The organism is Fulvivirga sp. M361 (genome assembly GCF_007097395.1).
In the GTDB taxonomy this organism is placed as follows: domain Bacteria; phylum Bacteroidota; class Bacteroidia; order Cytophagales; family Cyclobacteriaceae; genus Fulvivirga.
The window spans coordinates 59098-77058 of record NZ_VKDC01000028.1; the positions used below are offsets into that span (position 1 = coordinate 59098).

Consider the following 17961-nt stretch of genomic DNA (forward strand, 5'->3'; position numbering starts at 1 on the left):
GTGTTTTAGCTATAGATCACTCAACGGTCTGATCTTCAGCATAAGCTCTTTTTTTAACCTTATCCAGGTGATAAGCGTCAATTTCTGCAATTGCTCTGAGATTTAGCTTATGGAAAAGAGAATACTTTTCAGAGACCGTCAGCAGCGTTTTGTCTCTTGCAAATAAGATGACATAATAAAATTGTATGAGTACTTCCTGTTCAGTAAAATGAGACTTTAGAATATTGAAGTAAAACTCAGGGTCGTGACTTTTATTTTCTATCAGGAAGATAAGCGTACGGTAGTTTTCCAGGTAGTGTTGAAAAGTGTTTTTATACCCTTCGTACACTGTTTTGAAACATATTTCAAAGGATTCATCATCTGGTGATACGTTTCCTGTATCTTGTTTTTTTCTTCTTTTTAGTGTATTTACCTCTTTTTTAAAATCATTGTATAGGGCGTCAAAAGGATTATGGCTTTTGCCGTTGGAGCCTAAAGTAGTGCTACGGATGGTATTTGAGGCATTTATGTGAAAATTCAGTAGTTGAAAGAAGGTGTTTTCAAATTGCTGTATAGCAATGGTCGCAGACTGATTTTCCATGATCTTCCTGCTTTCTTTTAGTTCTTCGCGTTGCAAAACCAGTTCGCGTTTTTGGTATATCAAGGCTAAAAAGAACAAAATTACACCGGCCAATGCCCAAATGGAACCTACCGTTCCCCCCAGAAACTCACCTGCCGTTCCGAGTGTTTGTATGTTCTGCCAAAATGTGGGATCATTTTTATTGAGTGCATAAAAGAACAGATAGACCACTGCAATTCCTGATGCTACCGCTACTATAGCGAAAATTCCCAGGATGTTGGCTACTAAAGCACTAAAACTTAGACGACGCAATTTCATAATTAATCAAGGGAAGATAAAAAGTCCGGTGAGTACTTATTGTTTGACTTTCGAAAGTCTGCTTATTCCTTCGGTAAATTTACTTATTTTCAGGTAAATAAATGACAGCCTGATAGTGATTACTGCCCTGCATCGGATGTATCCGACTAATGATCAGGCAGGCGTATGCTGAACTTACTGCCTTTTCTGATCTCGGATTCAACACGAATGGAGCCTTTTATCTTTGCTAATGTGTCTTTCACAATATACAAACCGAGACCAGAACCTTCTGCTATGTCTGACGCCCTGTAAAACATACTGAATATATGGTCGATATATTGGGGATCTATGCCTTTACCGTTGTCTATTACATCAATTTCTGCAAACCCGGACTCCTTAAAAGCCTCAACCCTTACATAGGGATCGTTCTGACTATAATTGTGATATTTAATACTGTTGGTGATCAGGTTGCTCAAGACTATTTTAAGCCTGTACGGGTCAGTAGTTACAGCAAAGTCCAGCGGGTAAGCTTTTACAAAGGTTACCTTATTCGCATTATCAAAAAATTTAAGCTCACCGATGATATCTTCCAGTATATTATCGAGGAAGATAGGAGTGTGCTCAATTTCTTTTTTGACATTCATAGAATATTCCATGATACTCTTGATGAAGTTTTCCAGTTTCACAATACTGGAATTCATCATATTCAGGTAAGTAACCTGGCTTTCACCTGGATCATCGTGCCGTGCAAGGTTTACCAGTCCTTTCAGTGATTTGAGGGGGGCAATCAGGTCGTGTGATGATCGATAGACAAAATTATCCAGTTCCGCGTTGATCACCCTAAGATCTTCGTTGGTCGTCTTGAGTTGCTCTTTTTGCATGATCAGTTCCCGGGTACGGTTATCTATGATTACTTCTAACTTCCGGTTGAGCATTTTTAGCCGGGTAGTACGATATCTTACGCCTAAAAAGATGGATATTGAAAGTATGGAAAAGCCAAACAGATATGTCCATACATTTTTATACCAGGGGGTAGGCACAACGAAAGAATAACTAACTTCGCTACTAACTAGGCCTTTATTGGTTTTTGATTTCACGTGAAAGGCATAAGCACCTCCATCCAGGTTGGTGTATTCCTTAGCTACGGCAGCAGTCCAGGGAAGCCAGGCATCCTCAAAGCCTTCCAGGTAAAAGCTATACTCCAGGTCAGACTTATCATATCCCGGGGTTGAAAAACGAAACTCCAGGGTGCGTTTGGACTTGGGAACATCTTTTGAGATCTGTTTTAAAATAACTCTAGGAACAAAGCTGGTATCATAGTTATCATTCCATTTTAAGTAGGAAATACCATACAGCGAACTGATCCAAAGATTGCCTCTTTGGTCCTGGAATAAGGACCGAAGTTGATTGGTAGGTAAGCCATTTTCCTCATTGATCAACCCTTCAATTTTAGGGTTGATCTGGTCGAACAGCGTTTTGATTTGATTATCCGGTCTGGATAGTCCATTATCTTCCCCAAGGGCCTTTTGAACATATCCATTTTCATCTAAAAAGACAAGTCCGGATGTCAAAGTACTAATGGCATAGAGACTGTCTCTCCATATAATGACCTCAGCAATCCCTGCATTTTTCAGTAGCTCGTCTATCTCGGTAGGCCATTTTTCAATTTTCTGCGAGGTGGGATTAAATTTATATAGTCCGTTAAATGCTGTGGTAAGAAGATAAGAAGTGGTCGAATCTTGATGATGATCTAACATGGCATGCGCATGGAAAGCACCGTCGTTAGGAAAATTAAAATCTTCATTGATCAGTTCATAACCATCCTTCGTAATTAGTGCTAAACCCTGGTTATAAATCGAAGCGAATAGCTCGTTTCCTATCTGGAACAGGTAACCATCTTGAATACCTATCTCATAAGCCCTTTTTCCATCATAACGAATGATCTTTTCTCTACATTCAAAGTAAATATTATCCGCTACTTCAATGATGTTCCATATTTCTGATATTGCTGTAGAAGTATCTATTAAACCACGTAAGGATACGTACTTAAATTCACCGGTCAGGTATCCAAACTCATTATTGCCTCCTACATAAATCCGTCCGCTATCTTGATGATAAAGTGCATGGACGGAAGAGTAATCCCTGATCGTTGTCAGTCGCCAGGTACTCCCATTGTAAGTCAATACACCATTTTCATTGGCGAAATACCATACTCCCTTGCTGTCTTCCAGGCCGTCATAATTATCCGATGCCGCCCTGTAATTATTCGGTCCGAAATTATTGATCTCAAACTCCTGGGCAACGAGATGGATGCCCTGTAACAATAATAAGATCATTATAATTACAGCCTTTATCGACATACGTTTCGTTTCGCCATTATGTAAAAATAAAATAAGCAGTGAACGTAGGAAAAAATATGGACAGTAGTCTAAGTAATTCGTACAAGAGTTAAAGATAAAAGTCTTGTGGTAAATGATTTATATCTTTTTGATAATGAGATGATTAACTTTAAAGAAAATCAAAATACACACTTTTTTTGGAGTTATACTCATTTTGACAAAGTTACTGACTTACATCATAAGCTTTGACATAATCGTCTGTAACCGTTTTATTGTCTTAAGTGTGATTTAAAAAATGAGATCAAATGTGGTGCCTTTACCGGGTTGGGAATGAACTTTTAATTTGCCCTTATGAGCGCGCATAATTTGGAGGGAAAGGCTTAATCCGATACCAGACCCTTCTTTTTTTGTAGTATAAAACGGGATAAATATCTGTTCGAGGGTTTCATGATCGATACCCGGACCGTTGTCTTTAACGCTTATGATCGTTTGATGACTCTTTAAGTAGCTTTGTACTGTTACTTCTCCCGACCTATTATCATGTAATGCCTCACGTGCATTTTTTAATAAGTTGATCAATACCTGTTCAATCATTTCTGCATCCACATGAATAAACAATGATTCATTAGAGGAAGCATTCAACTTTATATGGTTCTTTTGATAATCGTGTTGTAGTAAAGCTGTAACCTCCTTTATCAGGTTGGATACATTAACTTTTTTAATACTTGGCTCCGGTATTTTTGCCAACTGGCCGTAAGCGTTTACAAAACTCACCAGCCCCTTGCTTCGTTTTTGGACAGTTCGAATACCTATCTTCAAATCTTCCAGGTCCTCAGGGTCCAGTTTAGACAGGTCTCTGAGCTCACCGGTTTCATCAGTGATCATCTGGTTGATCACCTCGGTTAACGTGGAAATAGGAATGGCTGAATTTTTAATTTCATGAGTTAAAACCCTGATAAGTTTTTGCCATGATTCAATTTCTTTTTCATCCAGTTCGGTTTTAATGTTTTGAAAAGAAATGAGTTTATACCAACCTTCATCCAGTTTTATTTCCTTGGCAATGACCGAAAGGTTTAAAAGCTCATTGTCGATAACCACTTTTACAAGTTCTTTTTGTCCGCTTTCCAGGCGTGATACCACTTGCCCTAGAGTGGGGTCTATTCTTGATATGGCTTTAACGGATGTAAGGTGAGGCTTTTTAAAGAGCTCTTTGGCCGCACCATTCATGAGGGTAATCTCCAAATTGCCTTCACTGTAGCCAATTAACGGGATACCCGAATGTTCTACCACTGCCTGTAAAAAATGATAATTCGATTCTTTCTCTCGTCTGAGTTTTTGAAATTCATTTATGATAGTGGTATAAGCGTGGTTAAGCTCGAAGTCCAGCTTATTCGCCCGTTTTAGCGAATAGGTATTAGAAAAATCATTTTGCTGTATACCTAATAAAAAATTGCTTAAATCTCGCTTTGATCTTTCTATGTAACGAATGAGATCATAAAATGTGATGCTCATAAATAAGAATAACCAGATAGATACCAGCCAGAAATAGGTTTGTGTTAGTACATAAATACCGCTAAACCCAAAAATAATAACCAGGCTAATGCGTACTCCTATTTTTATGCGAAATGAATTCAACGAAACCCCCATCAAACAAGTAAAAATGATCAATAAAAGCTTGTGTCGCAAATAGTAATGGAACTACGTCATTTGAATGATTTTTTCTATCTTAAGGAGAAACTAAACAAACAAGATCATGTGTAAAGAATGTGTACTGCAATGGAAATTTTTATTGCTTTTGTTGGGTATTGTGTCGTGTACCGGTAAGTCAGGTGATACGGTAGACAACAAGGAAACGCCGGTGGAAGAGGAGGTCGTTGAAGCAAATATTACAGGGGAGGAAATTACATACGCTACAGATTCATTGGTTATGAAGGGATATATTGCCTACGACAAAAACCTTGAAGGCAAAAGGCCTGGAGTGTTGGTAGTGCACGAATGGTGGGGGCATAACGATTATGCACGTAAAAGAGCTGAAATGCTTGCAGAGCTAGGGTACGTTGCTTTGGCTGTGGATATGTATGGAGAAGGGCAGAAAGCTTCACATCCCACCGATGCAGGGAAGTTTGCAATGAGTGTCATGACCAATATTGATGCAGGGCAAGCGCGTTTTGCCAGGGCCCTGGAAGAACTTAAAGCTAATCCTAATGTCGATACCGAAAAAATAGGAGCTATTGGATATTGCTTTGGAGGCAGCGTGGTACTTACTATGGCAAATATGGGGTTGGAAATGGATGCTGTTGCGGCCTTCCATAGTGGTGTGGAACTACCCGTGATGCCGGAGGGAGAGAAAGTAAAAGCTAAAATATTAGTATGTAACGGCGCCGATGACACATTTGTCTCCCCGGAATCTGTTAAATCTTACAAAACTGCCATGGACGCGGCAGGTGCTGACTATAAATACATCGCTTATGAAGGAGCCGTTCATAGTTTTACCAGCCCGGACGCGGATTCGCTTGGGAGGCAGTTTGACATGCCCTTAGCTTATAATGCTGAAGCTGATACCCAATCATGGAATGAGATGAAAGCTTTATTCGACTCAGTTTTTCAATAATTTTATTCTTTAAACGATACAACATTACCTTGTAAGCTTACCTATTGTCATGATTAAAAAATGACTTTAACGAAGATTGAGATAGAAACAATCATACACTTGTTTTCAATGGATTTAAAATTGAACTTATTCATTTCATAATTTGTGAATTAGAATTTGTTTCTAACACAATGTAAGTTTTGTTCTAAATTTTGACAATTATGAAATCAGTGGTAGTAAAAAAAGACAATGTTAAATTTGAAAAATACATTAATTTGCATTTGCCTTTCCAAAAAAGTATAACAAACAGAATTTCATTGTGATAAAGTATACGGAGCATTGATCATGTGCTTTATGAAGATAGAATAATTATACTGGTACTTTTATTATTAATATCTTACAGAGTCTTTTTGTTGGTTATTAATATTTAAAATTATGACAACTGCTAAGTTGTGTATGGCGCACAACATGAACTTGGTGGTGATCGACAAATGGTTGGCAGAAGAGAGATGGTCTTTAGAGGAAGTTGGTTCAACTATTCCTGCGGTTTTTCACCTGGATGCTCCCAATTTAGTTCCCCTTTACCTGAACTATTTCGGTAGGAATAGTTACGATTTGTCCAATGCAGAATTGCAAGTGATCGGTGAAGACTTTCATAAGCTGTACATTCATAGCAATACCCTTCAAAATGTTTTTCCAAGGGTTAAACAGTTTTTCGAACGCAAAGACTTTTCGGACATATTCTGTGAGATGGTGAAGATCTGGTATCCGCTTGAAAAAGAATACAAGCTTTGCCTGCTTACTACCAAATTGTCACGGATAAATGATGGTTTGGTGAGTATCACACAGCCCATAGAAGAGATTGAGGGCCTGGCAGTTAAGACGCAGCGACTTTTAAGAGAAGAAAGGTTTGTGGTGTCTAACTACCATCGTTTTAACCATCTGACTGATCGGGAGAAGCAGATCATAGGGTTATTGGCCAATGGTATGAATGGGCCTGCTATTGCGAATCAGTTGTTCTTAAGCAAGCATACGGTACAGCAACATCGTAAAAACATTAACAGGAAGTTGGGGATCCATTCTTTCGTAGAGTTGTTAAAATATGCCCAGGCATTTGGTGTCGTTTGACAGCCCATTGAAGTAGTATGCTGGCGTTTTCAAGAAAGGTTTAGCGTGCACGTTCGATACAGCGATTACAAGATCTGTGAATGGTTACGTCCAACCTCATGGTTGTGTCATCTTTTATTAAGAGTATTCCATTAGGAGTGCTTTTCCATTTTTCGCATACCTCCCTGCTCATGACACTACCTTCCCTGTAGGTGGCTAATATTTTTTCAGGCATAAACAGTTGGTAACTTCCCGGAGGCAGGTCCATGTCAAATTGACCTTCGGAAGAGGTGCGGTAAGTGATCATCTTTTCTGCTGGCCACCCTTCTTTTGATACTATAAGTTCTTTGTCTGTATAAGCCTTTACTTTTTTTTCAGCTTTCAAAATCCTGTCAGATGGGAAAGCACCGCCGCAGTAATCTTCTGTGTAACTCACTTGAATTTGTTTCATAATTCCTGGTTGAGATTTACTTTGATGGTTTTTGGGGCTCTGGCAAGCCATGAATAGGGTTGTCGCTGTAAGAAGTAGAGGCGTACCAAAAATTTTCATAAATCGAAAGGTTATTTTATAGCCTGTAATAATACAGATTTTCGAGACAAACAGGTTTAATCCTGATCATACTTTTGGAACGGGATATCATGACTTTATAGGTAATTACAGATAATTCAGTTTCGTAACAAAATGATAAAAAACATTAGGCATAATACTATAATTTGTTTTCTAATACTATTAACTTGGCCGGTTATTAAGTAGACACCTAATCTCGAATAAGCATGAATCTTTTTAATAATTGGTCTGTACGTAAAGGGCTAATAGCTTGTATTGCAGTATTGGCAACGGTAGTAGTAGCTAAGTACCTGCATTTACAATACGTAGCGGTAGATGAAAGACAGGCTTATTCCGAATATATTAATAATCACCCTTATGCCACACGAGAGATCGGTAGAGAGGAATATGAACAAATGCCTAAAAAGGATCGCCCTGACCTGGCTGCAGAACATAATTTTTTGATGACGGTAGATCCCGCATTGAAAAGAGTGCCTACAGAACGCCTTGTACCGGCCTATGACTATACAAAAAGAATGCTTGCTAAGAAGCAGTCGTCCCAGGGCACACGAATAGATAGTCAGGGGTTCAAAGAGCGCATGTCCAAAAATGGTCGTCCTTTGGCCGCGATTCCTGGCGTAAGCTGGACCGAAAGAGGGCCGGATAACATAGGCGGACGTACCAGGGCTTTGATGTGGGATCCTAATGACGGGAATGTGCGGAAGGTATGGGCAGGTTCTGTTTCAGGGGGACTATGGTTTAATAATAACATTACCGATGAAACATCTTCCTGGTTCCGTATAGATGATTTCCTTGCCAGTTTGGCGATATCCTCTCTTGCTTTTGATCCTAACAATACAATGACATTTTATGCAGCCACCGGAGAGGGGTATATTGCAGGTAACGATGGTGGAGGTGTGCCTGGTGTAGGGGTGTATAAGAGTACCAATGGTGGAGGGGACTGGGAATTATTGTCGAGTACTGACGAGCCAAGTTTCCGATATATTCAAAAGTTAGTGGTGACTCCGACGGGTGCAGTTCTTATCTCCACGTTAAGTTCGATCAATGAAGGCGGCATCAGCGGTATTTACCGTTCTACAGATGGAGGCAATAACTGGACCAGGGTGCTTACCGGCCGTGGAGCGGATATAGAAGTTGCGGCTAACGGCGATATTTATGCCTCTACAGGCTTTTTATCATCAATAGGGACAGGGCGAGTTCACAGGTCGACCAATGACGGTCAAACCTGGACGGAAATAACCCCACCCAGTGCTACCGCTCCAAGTCGTATAGAATTAGCAGTGGCACCCTCTCAAAGTAGTGTGACTGGGAGTACCGTTGTGTATGCAGTAGCCCAGAATCCCAACCCGGTTTCCAGAGACAGGGATGTTGCCTGGTTTCAGCGGTCTGATGATGGGGGGACTACATGGACCAACCTGTCCATTCCGCAATACCGTGAGCAGGGCTGTTTTACGGCTGGAACTCATTTTACCAGAGGACAGGCATTCTATGATCTGATTTTGGCAGTAAAGCCGGATGATGCAACAGTTGTTACCCTGGGTGGTATCAATGTGCTTCGATCCTCCAATTCCGGCGTTGATATGGATGAAGTATCCTATTGGACCGGTCAATGTGACGCTTTTGTACACGCTGATCTGCATGAGATAGTGTTCAGGCCAGGTTTTCCAAGTCAGGCCATTCTTGGGCACGATGGTGGCGTTTCTTACTCCACTAATTTAGGCTCTTCTGCTAATCCAAGTTTTGTTACCAGCAATAACAATTATAGTGTCACGCAATTTTATTCTGTAGCAGCTGAAAATGCGGTAGGTTCAGGTTATTTCCTGGCAGGATCACAAGATAATGGGACCCAGCGGTTTACAGCTGCCACAGGTACTTCTACGCAAGAGGCTACCGGAGGTGATGGAGGGTTTACCCATATCGATCAGACCGATGCTTCTTTTCAAATAACTGCATTTACGAGAAATACGGTCAACCATTCCAGTGATGGAGGTAATTCATTCAGGCGAATTGCCGATAGTGACGTTGGACTGTTTATCAATCCGTCTGATTTGGATAATGATGCGCATATCTTATATTCTGCCGGAGATGAGGGACAGTTATTGAGAATAGCAAATATAAATACGATATCACCAGGTACACAGCAAACAATTACACTGGATTTAGGTCAGATTACACACATTCAAGCCAATGCATTTACGGATAACAGGATTTTTGTAGGGACTCGTGATGCAGAAGTGTTTTTAATAGATAACGCAAATGGAGCTAATCCTGTAGCGGTAAACATTACCAGTAACATCTCTACCTCTGTGGGTACGATATCTTCGATAGATGTCGGAGCTACAGATGAGGAACTATTGGTCACCATCTCTAATTTTGGTGTTACGTCTGTTTGGGTAACACAGGATGGCGGATTAACCTGGCTTAGTAGAGATGAATTAGACGACGGTCTTCCGGACATTCCTGTGAGGTGGGGGATGTTCAATCCGACTAATACCCGGCAAGTGTTACTAGCTACGGAGCTAGGGGTTTGGTCTACCAGTAATATTTTTGGATCGACTCCCAACTGGGAACCTACGGTAGATAACCTCGCCAACGTACGATGTGATATGCTACAATATCGTGAAGTGGATGGAGTGGTCATCGTAGCTACCTTCGGGCGTGGACTTTTTTCAACTGATGTATTCTCTGCGGCAGCGGATAATACTGCACCTGAACTCATCAGCATTGATCCATTTACAGGGGATACCGATGTATTCACCAATACCAACTTATTTGCCGATTTCAGTGAACCCATTAAGGCAGGAACAGGAAGCGTTCAAATACGACGTGCTTCGGATGATGTGTTATTTGAAACCATTAATGTCATCAACGCGGAAATCTCCGCTACAACCTTTACGGTAAACCCGGTGTCCGACCTGGACCCAAACACTGAGTACTATGTTACCATTGATGCAGGGGCTATACTTGATAATGTAGACAATCCCTACGCAGGACTTGCAGATAATAGCATATGGACATTCACCACTTTTGACGGAGACTTTCCTCCCACGTTGAGTAATCCTCTGGAAGATGTTTGGTTACAGATAAATAAAGATGATATCGAAATTTTTGACCTAAATCTGACCGATGTTTTTACAGATATCGATAACGATAACTCGTCTATTACCAAAGCGGTAGTTGCCAACTCAAACCCAACACTGGTAAGCACAAGTATTGTAGCAGACAATACATTACGATTATCTATTATGCAGGCCATCTTTGGAACTTCTTCAATCACTGTGCAGGCCACTTCCAATGGGAAAACCGTTGAGAGTAGTTTCAGCCTGACCGTGGGGGACCCTATTCTGTTTGATCAGCTGAACAACGAAATGGAAACCGGTATTTTGTCATCACAAATCGTTTTTTCCAATAACTCCATTGTCCAATCGGCGGATGATTTTGGAATAGATTTTGGCGAGAACTGGCAGATTTCCGGTATTACCATTAACGGACAGGATAATTTAAGCGATGTAGAAAACTTTAATGTGGAGATCTATCGTGACCTGAATGGTGCACCAGATGATAATGAGCTTGTTTATCAGACCGATATGGCCATTACTTTTGAGCCGGGTCAACGAGAAGTAAGACTGCCAATAGATGTTGAACTTGAAGCCGGGAAATATTGGTTATCCGTCTATAACATTGCTGAAACAGCCGACCAACTATGGGAGTGGACACAGAGAACTCCTATAACTGATAATGTATTTCGTATAGTGGACCGTAAAGGAGTGGTCTTTGGAGGTGCGGCCGCTGATCAATGGATAAGCGGGAATAACATACAGGGAGAGGCCAATACGGATTTTGTTTACAGGCTGGAAGGTCAGGTTATACCAGGTGAATCCGCAGCAACAGAACTGGCGGCAACACAAACTGGCAACACAAGTCCGGTCAGGTTGCAGTGGATTGATAATGCCACAACTGAAACCGGATACAGAGTGGAAAGATCCCTTTCCAAGGAAGGTGAGTTTACGGTTATAGAGACTGTCGAAGCTGATGAAACAACTTTTGAAGATACCAGCGTAGAAAGCAATACGACTTACTTTTATATAGTACAGGCGTTGGCTACTATTAATTCAGCTTATTCTGACACGCTCGAGGTACTTACCTTACCTGCTACGCCAACACTTGAGGCCTCTTCGGAGATAGGCACCGAGAGTTTTACTATAAACTGGCAGACAACGGATGGGGCAACGTCATTCGAAGTGGATGTCTCCATAGATGATTTCACCACTTTTGTGACTGGGTTTGAGGGGAATGAAGTGAATGACGCGACTTCTTTAGAAGTGACCGGTCTGGATAAAAATGTCTATCAGTTCAGAGTGAGAGCAGCAAATGCTTCAGGGCTGTCTGATAACTCTTCTACAGGTATGACCGAAACCATTACTGGTCTCTTAGGTGATTTCAGCAACACGTTTGATATTAAGCTATATCCTAATCCGGCAGGGTCGGAGTTAATGATAATATTACCGCAGGCAATCAATCAATCATTACAGCTTAGCATTTATGATGTAAATGGTAAGAAGATGGTAAGTGAACGTTCGGTAGATGCGATCGATAACCGTCTATCTATTGATTTAGATCGTCTAAATGTAGGGTACTACCTGATTAGGTTGAAAAATGAAGACCATTTTTCAACCGCCCGATTTATGAAGATTAATTAGTGGAGTAGAACTTACATCGCACCCTTTTGACCAATTACTGTGTGAGGCGCTGTGCTATTGCAAATACATCTGATCCCTTTAAGGGAAGCAAAGCGTCTGTCGTATGTAATGGAAACCGGACACTTATGCCGTTTGGAGTTGATAGAATAGTTTGAGAGGGCGACTTTATAAGCCATACTTACTCATTTTTCTATAAAGCGTACTACGACCCATGCCGAGTGTTTTTGATGCGCTGGTCAGGTTACCCTTACATTGTTTCAAAGCTTGTATAATGGTTTGCTTCTCCATTTCTTCTACATTGAGAGAAGGCTGAATGCCTGTGGGCTTCTCAGTCTTTTTGATAAGAAAATCCTCCGGGCCCAATGTGTCAGAACTTGCCATAATAATAGCTCGTTCTACGGCATGCTGAAGTTCACGTACATTACCGGGCCAGGAATAATCGCTAAGTTTTTTCCAGGTAGCTTTGGTGACAGAGGGAAGCGCCTTGTCATATTTCTTTGCATACACCTTTAAAAAGTGTTCTGCCAATAATGTCAGATCACCATGGCGGTCTGCTAGCCTGGGGAGTTCTATTTCCACAGTGTTAATTCTGTAAAGCAGATCTTCACGAAATGCTTCTTCCTGCGCCATAGCATGGAGGGGCTTATTTGTAGCGCAGATCAATCGAATGTCGATGGGTATGGTTTTATGACCTCCTACCTTGCTTACCTCGCGGTTTTGTAAAACAGACAGTAGCTTAGATTGCAGGTTTAGAGCTATATTACCTACTTCATCCAGGAATAACGTACCTCCATTGGCCACTTCAAACCTTCCCATTCGCTCTTCCTTTGCGTCTGTAAATGCGCCCTTTTTATGACCGAACATTTCAGATTCAAACAGCGATTCTGTAAGAGCGCCGAGGTCAACTTTTACAAAAGGTTGATTCGCCCTGGCAGAATGATGGTGAATGGCCCGTGCCACCAGTTCCTTGCCTGTACCATTTTCTCCCAGTATCAATACATTTGCATCGGTGGCACCTACTTTTCGGATGCCTTCAAATACTTGCTGCATAGCAGCAGATTGACCTAGCAATTCACCTTTATCTTTGTGAATATCATTAGCCAGGACTTTGGAGGTGCTTTGGAGCTTATGGAGCTCCTTTTTGCTCTGTTTGAGTTGAAATACCGTACTAACAGTAGATAAAAGTTTTTCCTTTTCCCAGGGTTTGACCAAAAAATCAATAGCTCCTTCCTTCATACATTCTACGGCCAATTGTATATCACCATAAGCGGTGTTCATAATGACATGTACGTCAGGGTCTAACGTTTTAATTTTCCGTAGCCAGAATAAGCCTTCATTTCCACTGGTAGCGCCGGCCTTAAAATTCATATCCAGGATCACCACATCAGGATTGATATTTTCCAGGTTAGATTCCAATGTTTTTGGAGATGATTCGGTTTTGACGGTTTTAAAATGATTGCGCAGGATCATGCGCGCCGTAATTAACACATCTTCGTCATCGTCTATTATTAATATTACACCATCCTTTTTGTTCATTTCTTATTGATTACCAATTGTTTGACCAGATTATGTGTAAACGATCCGTTATATTACTTTTAAATCGATCAGTAATCCGAAAATAGGGTTTGTATCAATTTGGCACAAATAATTGTATCATATTGATGCAAATAAAAAAACTATTTTTCTTTTTAAGATATTAACTATTTGAAAATCAAATAGTTATAATGTTGGCATTGGTTTGGTACCTTCAACTTGATAAAATATAAGGGATTAAAAGAGTACAGTTTGGTCCGTGCCTTGTAGCATATTGACACAGGCTGCAACATTAAAGTATCATTGGCTTTTAACGAGTATACACTATGATTTTCAGCTATATAAAAACATCACTACGGGTATTGTTGAATAAAAGGGTTTTCGCTTTTATAAACATTGCAGGACTAGCCCTTGGGATGGCAGCCAGTCTCGGATTGTTCTACTATGTAGGTTATGAATTTAGTTATAATAAATCGTTTGTCAACAGCGAACGGAGCTCCAGGTTATATCTGGAGCGGGATCAAGCCGGGCAAATTAAGACATATTTTTATCTGGCTACCGCACTGAAAAACTCCTTAAATAATATATCCGAAATTGACGAATTTTTTAGATTGATCAATATTGACTATCAAAACAATTCTCTTATTCATAAAAATGAACTCGATAAAAAGACATTTCAACAAAAGGGAGTGTATTATTCAGATGCTTCAATAAGTGATTTTCTGGGATTGGAAATGATAGAAGGTTCTTTTCGGCAAATGGATCATCCTTTGAAAATGATACTCAGCAAAAAAGTAGCTGATCGTTTTTTTGGACCCGGTAAGGCCAAAGGACAGAGACTTTCGGTTAGTGGCAATTTGGGAATTCAGGAATATGAGGTGGTAGGTGTAATGGAAGATTTGCCTTCAAACACCCATTTTGATTTCGAAGTCTTGTTATCAATGCCCTCACTTGACGTGGTGGAAAAAGGTTATTCTGATTCCTGGGATAACTGGAATGCTGAGTTTTACATCAAAACCAGTGCTGCTACTCAAAGAGTAGTAAATGCCATTGACAGTGAAACAGCTGATTTTTTTGATCAGGATAAAGAAAGTAAATGGCATGCACAAATACTACCTCTTGAAGATACCTATCTTACCGCTGTAGAAGAAGATGGAACTATTAATAGATCTGCTGAAAATACGCTTTGGGGCCTGGTAACGCTTGGCGTTTTTATTTTATTCATAGCATGGATCAATTTCATTAACCTTTCTACAGCGCAGGCCATGGAAAGGTCACGTGAAGTAGGGGTCAGGAAAACCCTTGGTTCAAGTACAGGTCAATTGCGGATACAGTTTATGACAGAAGCGCTTATTATCAACTTAGTTGCCGCGATATTGGCGTTTACTGTGGTTCAGGTCTCATTGCCCCTTTTAAGTCAAATTACCAATCCGATGATTGTTCCGGAAGAAATGAAATTCCAATTCTGGATTTCCGTAGTTACTTTGTTATTGTGTGGTTCGTTGATATCAGGGGCATATCCTGCTTTTATACTATCTGGTTTTAACCCTGTACTGGTACTAAAAGGTAAAATGAGTAGACGTGCCGCAGGTATGTCATTGAGGAAAACACTGGTAACTCTCCAATTTATTACTTCTACAGGTATGATCATAGCTACGCTGATCGTATATCAGCAGATCACATTTATGAAGAATAAAGCATTAGGTGTAAACATCGATAATATAATGACACTTGATGCTCCTCCCGGAGCGCTTAATAGTGATAACGGAGACTTTTTTCAATCTGTAAACAGCTTTAAAGAAGAAGTGAGCCGGTTAAATTTTGTGCATACCATGTCCGCATCCAGTTATATACCTGGCCAACCCATTGGATGGAATAGTTCTATCAGGCGTTCAGAAGAAAATGACCAAATCAGTAATAATGTGATGCTGATTTCTTGTGACAGAGACTTCCTCTCCACATACGGGTTAGAGTTACTTGCAGGCAGGTTTTACAGGGATGGTGATGACACCTTTGGCAAGGGCTCTTTTGTAATTAATGAAGAAGCATTGAAACAGTTTGGTTTCAAAAACGCTGAAGAGGCCATAGGCCAGAAGCTGACAGAGGATAAAATATTCCCTGAATTAACGATTATCGGTGTAGTCAAAAGCTTTCATCAACAATCTTTGAAAAGTAGAATAGAGCCTTGTGGATTTGTGTTAAGCATATGGAGTAATTACTATTCATTGGCGCTAAATATAGACGAAGATCTATCTGGTGAGCAGAAGGCGATCCAACTGAAGGCAGGTATTCATGAGGTACAAAAAAAATGGGATGAGTTCTTTCCTGACGCACCTTTTGATTATAGTTTTCTCGATCAAAAATTTGATATTCAGTATAAATCAGACCAGGAATTTAGTACCATCCTCGGGATATTCACGCTGCTGGCATTGGTTATAGCGAGCTCGGGTTTGATGGGTATTTCCGCATATACCGTTGCTCAGCGTACAAAAGAAATAGGCATTCGAAAGATCATGGGGGCTTCGTTACACAAAATATTTTTACTGCTGTCACAAGAATATATTACGTTAATAATAACAGCTTCAATTATTGCTATTCCACTGGCTTTTTATGGTGCGAAACATTGGCTTTCATTTTATCCATACCGTGTGGAGGTGGTATGGTGGATGATAGGCCTGCCTGTTTTATTCATTGTACTGGCAGCAATAGCAACAATAAGCGTACATGTTCTTCAAGCCGTGAATAGAAATCCTATCAATAGCCTCAGATATGAGTGAGGCATAGGATGCAAAAAAAGTACAGAGGTGTGAAAATTTACTTGAGTTAATTTTTATTAAATTATTGATAATCAAGTATTTAAAATTCATTATTTCAAGTAAATTATTGATATGTGATAAATTCATTTGAGTGTAATCTGTGAGAAATTCGCTCAGCCTTTTACATTTGCAGGTTCTATGAGCCGAGGAAAATTGCAACGTTTTGCCGAAAATGCGAAACGACCAAACATCATTGAACCAGGAAAGCCGCTGTATGATAATATTCGTGGAGAATGGTATGAATTCTTTAAAAACCAAAATCCTATTTCATTGGAGCTTACCTGTGGTCGCGGAGAGTATACCGTAGGTCTTGCACGACTTTTTAAGAACCGGAATTTCGTAGGCATCGATCTCAAAGGAGACCGTATCTGGAAGGGGAGTGGTATAGCGCTGGAAGAAAGCCTGTACAATGTAGCATTTCTACGTACTCATATTCTGGAGCTTGAGCAATTTTTTAAACAAGGAGAAGTATCTGAAATATGGATAACATTTCCTGATCCGAGACCCAGGGACCGGGATGAAAAAAGAAGAGTTACTCATCCGCGTTTCATTGATCTTTATAAGAAACTTGTCAGTGTAGATGGCTGGATACGTCTTAAAACAGATAATACGGAACTTTTTAAGTATACGCTCGAGGGCCTTGATAACCGATCAGACATTCGCGACCTTAACTACACTTTTGATCTGTACAAGTCATCCTTAAAGCCAGAATGCTATGATATTCAAACGCGTTATGAACAAAAATTCACTAGTGCAGGCAGTGATATAAAATACCTCAAGTTTCGTTTCAAAGCGTAAGGAGAAGATTTTTTGTGTAGCTTTGCATCACCCACAGGGTGGACTTGTTTTTTAAACCTAACATTAAAAAACAATACCGAGTGAAGCCTTTGGTCAAAGCCAGGCCTCAACCTTTCAGGTCCTCATTTTATGGGGTTAACAGTGGAAGGCTGACACCGTAGGGCAGCTCAAATCCTGTATTATTTGGGGTTTAAATAAACCTTAGAAGCCTTGTGGGGTTTTTTATTTCATTATTTGCCTCAGTTGCTGTCTGTATTTGTCTCCTATCGGAAGCACTACCTTATCAATTGAGATACAATTACTTTCCATATATTTTAAATAGTTAATATTGATGACGTAAGATCTATGGATCTGAACAAACCGATCTTCAGGTAAACTTAGAAGCACGTTTTTAATGCTTTCTTTAGTAATTAGCGATTTGTCTTTTCGAATAACATGGAGGTAGTCACCTGAGCTTTTGAAGTATACAATTTCGTTGAGCGAGACTTTGTACGTTCTTCTGTCCGATTTAATTAACGTGAATATCGTTTAAGCGACCAGGTATAATTGTCCATGTTTTTTTTCAAATTGTATATTAAGAGAAGGTTTTTTAGGGAAGAAGCAATAAGCAGAGAGGGCACTGATCAGGTTGATCAGGAAATTACCAAGCGAGCG

General features: G+C 40.2%; 11 protein-coding genes. 5 read left to right on the top strand and 6 right to left on the bottom strand.

Going from position 1 to position 17961, the window contains the following annotated elements:
- Positions 1-16: 16 nt before the first annotated feature.
- The 3 genes from FNH22_RS23680 to FNH22_RS23690 all read right to left on the bottom strand — a co-directional run bounded on the left by FNH22_RS23680 (position 17) and on the right by FNH22_RS23690 (position 4830).
- Entirely contained in the window at positions 17-877 is an 861-nt protein-coding gene (locus tag FNH22_RS23680; RefSeq protein WP_143400934.1) for a putative phage abortive infection protein, read from the bottom strand.
- A gap of 146 nt (positions 878-1023) precedes the next feature.
- Positions 1024-3192 (bottom strand): HAMP domain-containing sensor histidine kinase, encoded by a 2169-nt coding sequence (locus FNH22_RS23685; RefSeq protein WP_185154380.1) that lies wholly within the window; start codon positions 3190-3192, stop codon positions 1024-1026.
- A 291-nt stretch (positions 3193-3483) separates the two neighbouring features.
- Positions 3484-4830 (bottom strand): PAS domain-containing sensor histidine kinase, encoded by a 1347-nt coding sequence (locus tag FNH22_RS23690; protein ID WP_185154381.1) that lies wholly within the window; start codon positions 4828-4830, stop codon positions 3484-3486.
- 118 nt (positions 4831-4948) lie between these two features.
- Here FNH22_RS23690 and FNH22_RS23695 point away from each other — a divergent pair, with 118 nt between their 5' ends.
- Together FNH22_RS23695 and FNH22_RS23700 are read left to right on the top strand one after the other, a co-directional pair.
- The gene (locus FNH22_RS23695) at positions 4949-5806 is read left to right on the top strand and encodes a dienelactone hydrolase family protein (RefSeq protein WP_143400937.1); all 858 of its coding nucleotides are present in this window, start codon (positions 4949-4951) and stop codon (positions 5804-5806) included.
- A gap of 435 nt (positions 5807-6241) precedes the next feature.
- Positions 6242-6913 (top strand): response regulator transcription factor, encoded by a 672-nt coding sequence (locus FNH22_RS23700; RefSeq protein WP_185154382.1) that lies wholly within the window; start codon positions 6242-6244, stop codon positions 6911-6913.
- A 40-nt stretch (positions 6914-6953) separates the two neighbouring features.
- Here FNH22_RS23700 and FNH22_RS23705 read toward each other — a convergent pair whose 3' ends face one another.
- Positions 6954-7343, bottom strand: a complete 390-nt coding sequence (locus FNH22_RS23705) for a hypothetical protein (protein ID WP_143400939.1) — start codon at positions 7341-7343, stop codon at positions 6954-6956.
- Positions 7344-7666: 323 nt separating this feature from the next.
- Between FNH22_RS23705 and FNH22_RS23710 the strand changes: the two genes are divergently transcribed.
- Positions 7667-12160, top strand: a complete 4494-nt coding sequence (locus FNH22_RS23710) for an Ig-like domain-containing protein (protein WP_143400940.1) — start codon at positions 7667-7669, stop codon at positions 12158-12160.
- Between the two features lie 165 nt (positions 12161-12325).
- Here the strand turns inward: FNH22_RS23710 and FNH22_RS23715 are convergent, their stop codons facing one another.
- Positions 12326-13696, bottom strand: a complete 1371-nt coding sequence (locus tag FNH22_RS23715; protein ID WP_143400941.1) for a sigma-54 dependent transcriptional regulator — start codon at positions 13694-13696, stop codon at positions 12326-12328.
- A gap of 323 nt (positions 13697-14019) precedes the next feature.
- On the opposite strand from FNH22_RS23715, the gene FNH22_RS23720 reads away from it, so the two are divergent.
- Positions 14020-16470: an ABC transporter permease gene (locus FNH22_RS23720; RefSeq protein ID WP_143400942.1), complete on the top strand. Its 2451-nt coding sequence runs from the start codon at positions 14020-14022 to the stop codon at positions 16468-16470.
- Between the two features lie 177 nt (positions 16471-16647).
- Complete coding sequence (gene trmB, locus FNH22_RS23725) at positions 16648-17307, top strand: tRNA (guanosine(46)-N7)-methyltransferase TrmB (protein ID WP_143400943.1); 660 nt, start codon at positions 16648-16650, stop codon at positions 17305-17307.
- A 222-nt stretch (positions 17308-17529) separates the two neighbouring features.
- Here trmB and FNH22_RS32985 read toward each other — a convergent pair whose 3' ends face one another.
- A complete protein-coding gene (locus FNH22_RS32985) occupies positions 17530-17832 on the bottom strand; it encodes a LytTR family DNA-binding domain-containing protein (protein ID WP_143400946.1) in 303 nt (100 codons plus the stop codon).
- Between the last annotated feature and the right edge of the window lie 129 nt (positions 17833-17961).

Excerpts from the sequence above, each read along its gene's own strand:
- FNH22_RS23720 (WP_143400942.1), top strand. The coding sequence starts at position 14,020 with ATGATTTTCAGCTATATAAAAACATCACTACGGGTATTGTTGAATAAA.
- FNH22_RS23685 (WP_185154380.1), bottom strand. The coding sequence starts at position 3,192 with ATGATCTTATTATTGTTACAGGGCATCCATCTCGTTGCCCAGGAGTTT.
- FNH22_RS23710 (WP_143400940.1), top strand. The coding sequence starts at position 7,667 with ATGAATCTTTTTAATAATTGGTCTGTACGTAAAGGGCTAATAGCTTGT.
- trmB (WP_143400943.1), top strand. The coding sequence starts at position 16,648 with ATGAGCCGAGGAAAATTGCAACGTTTTGCCGAAAATGCGAAACGACCA.
- FNH22_RS23705 (WP_143400939.1), bottom strand. The coding sequence starts at position 7,343 with ATGAAACAAATTCAAGTGAGTTACACAGAAGATTACTGCGGCGGTGCT.
- FNH22_RS23715 (WP_143400941.1), bottom strand. The coding sequence starts at position 13,696 with ATGAACAAAAAGGATGGTGTAATATTAATAATAGACGATGACGAAGAT.
- FNH22_RS23680 (WP_143400934.1), bottom strand. The coding sequence starts at position 877 with ATGAAATTGCGTCGTCTAAGTTTTAGTGCTTTAGTAGCCAACATCCTG.
- FNH22_RS23695 (WP_143400937.1), top strand. The coding sequence starts at position 4,949 with ATGTGTAAAGAATGTGTACTGCAATGGAAATTTTTATTGCTTTTGTTG.
- FNH22_RS23700 (WP_185154382.1), top strand. The coding sequence starts at position 6,242 with ATGGCGCACAACATGAACTTGGTGGTGATCGACAAATGGTTGGCAGAA.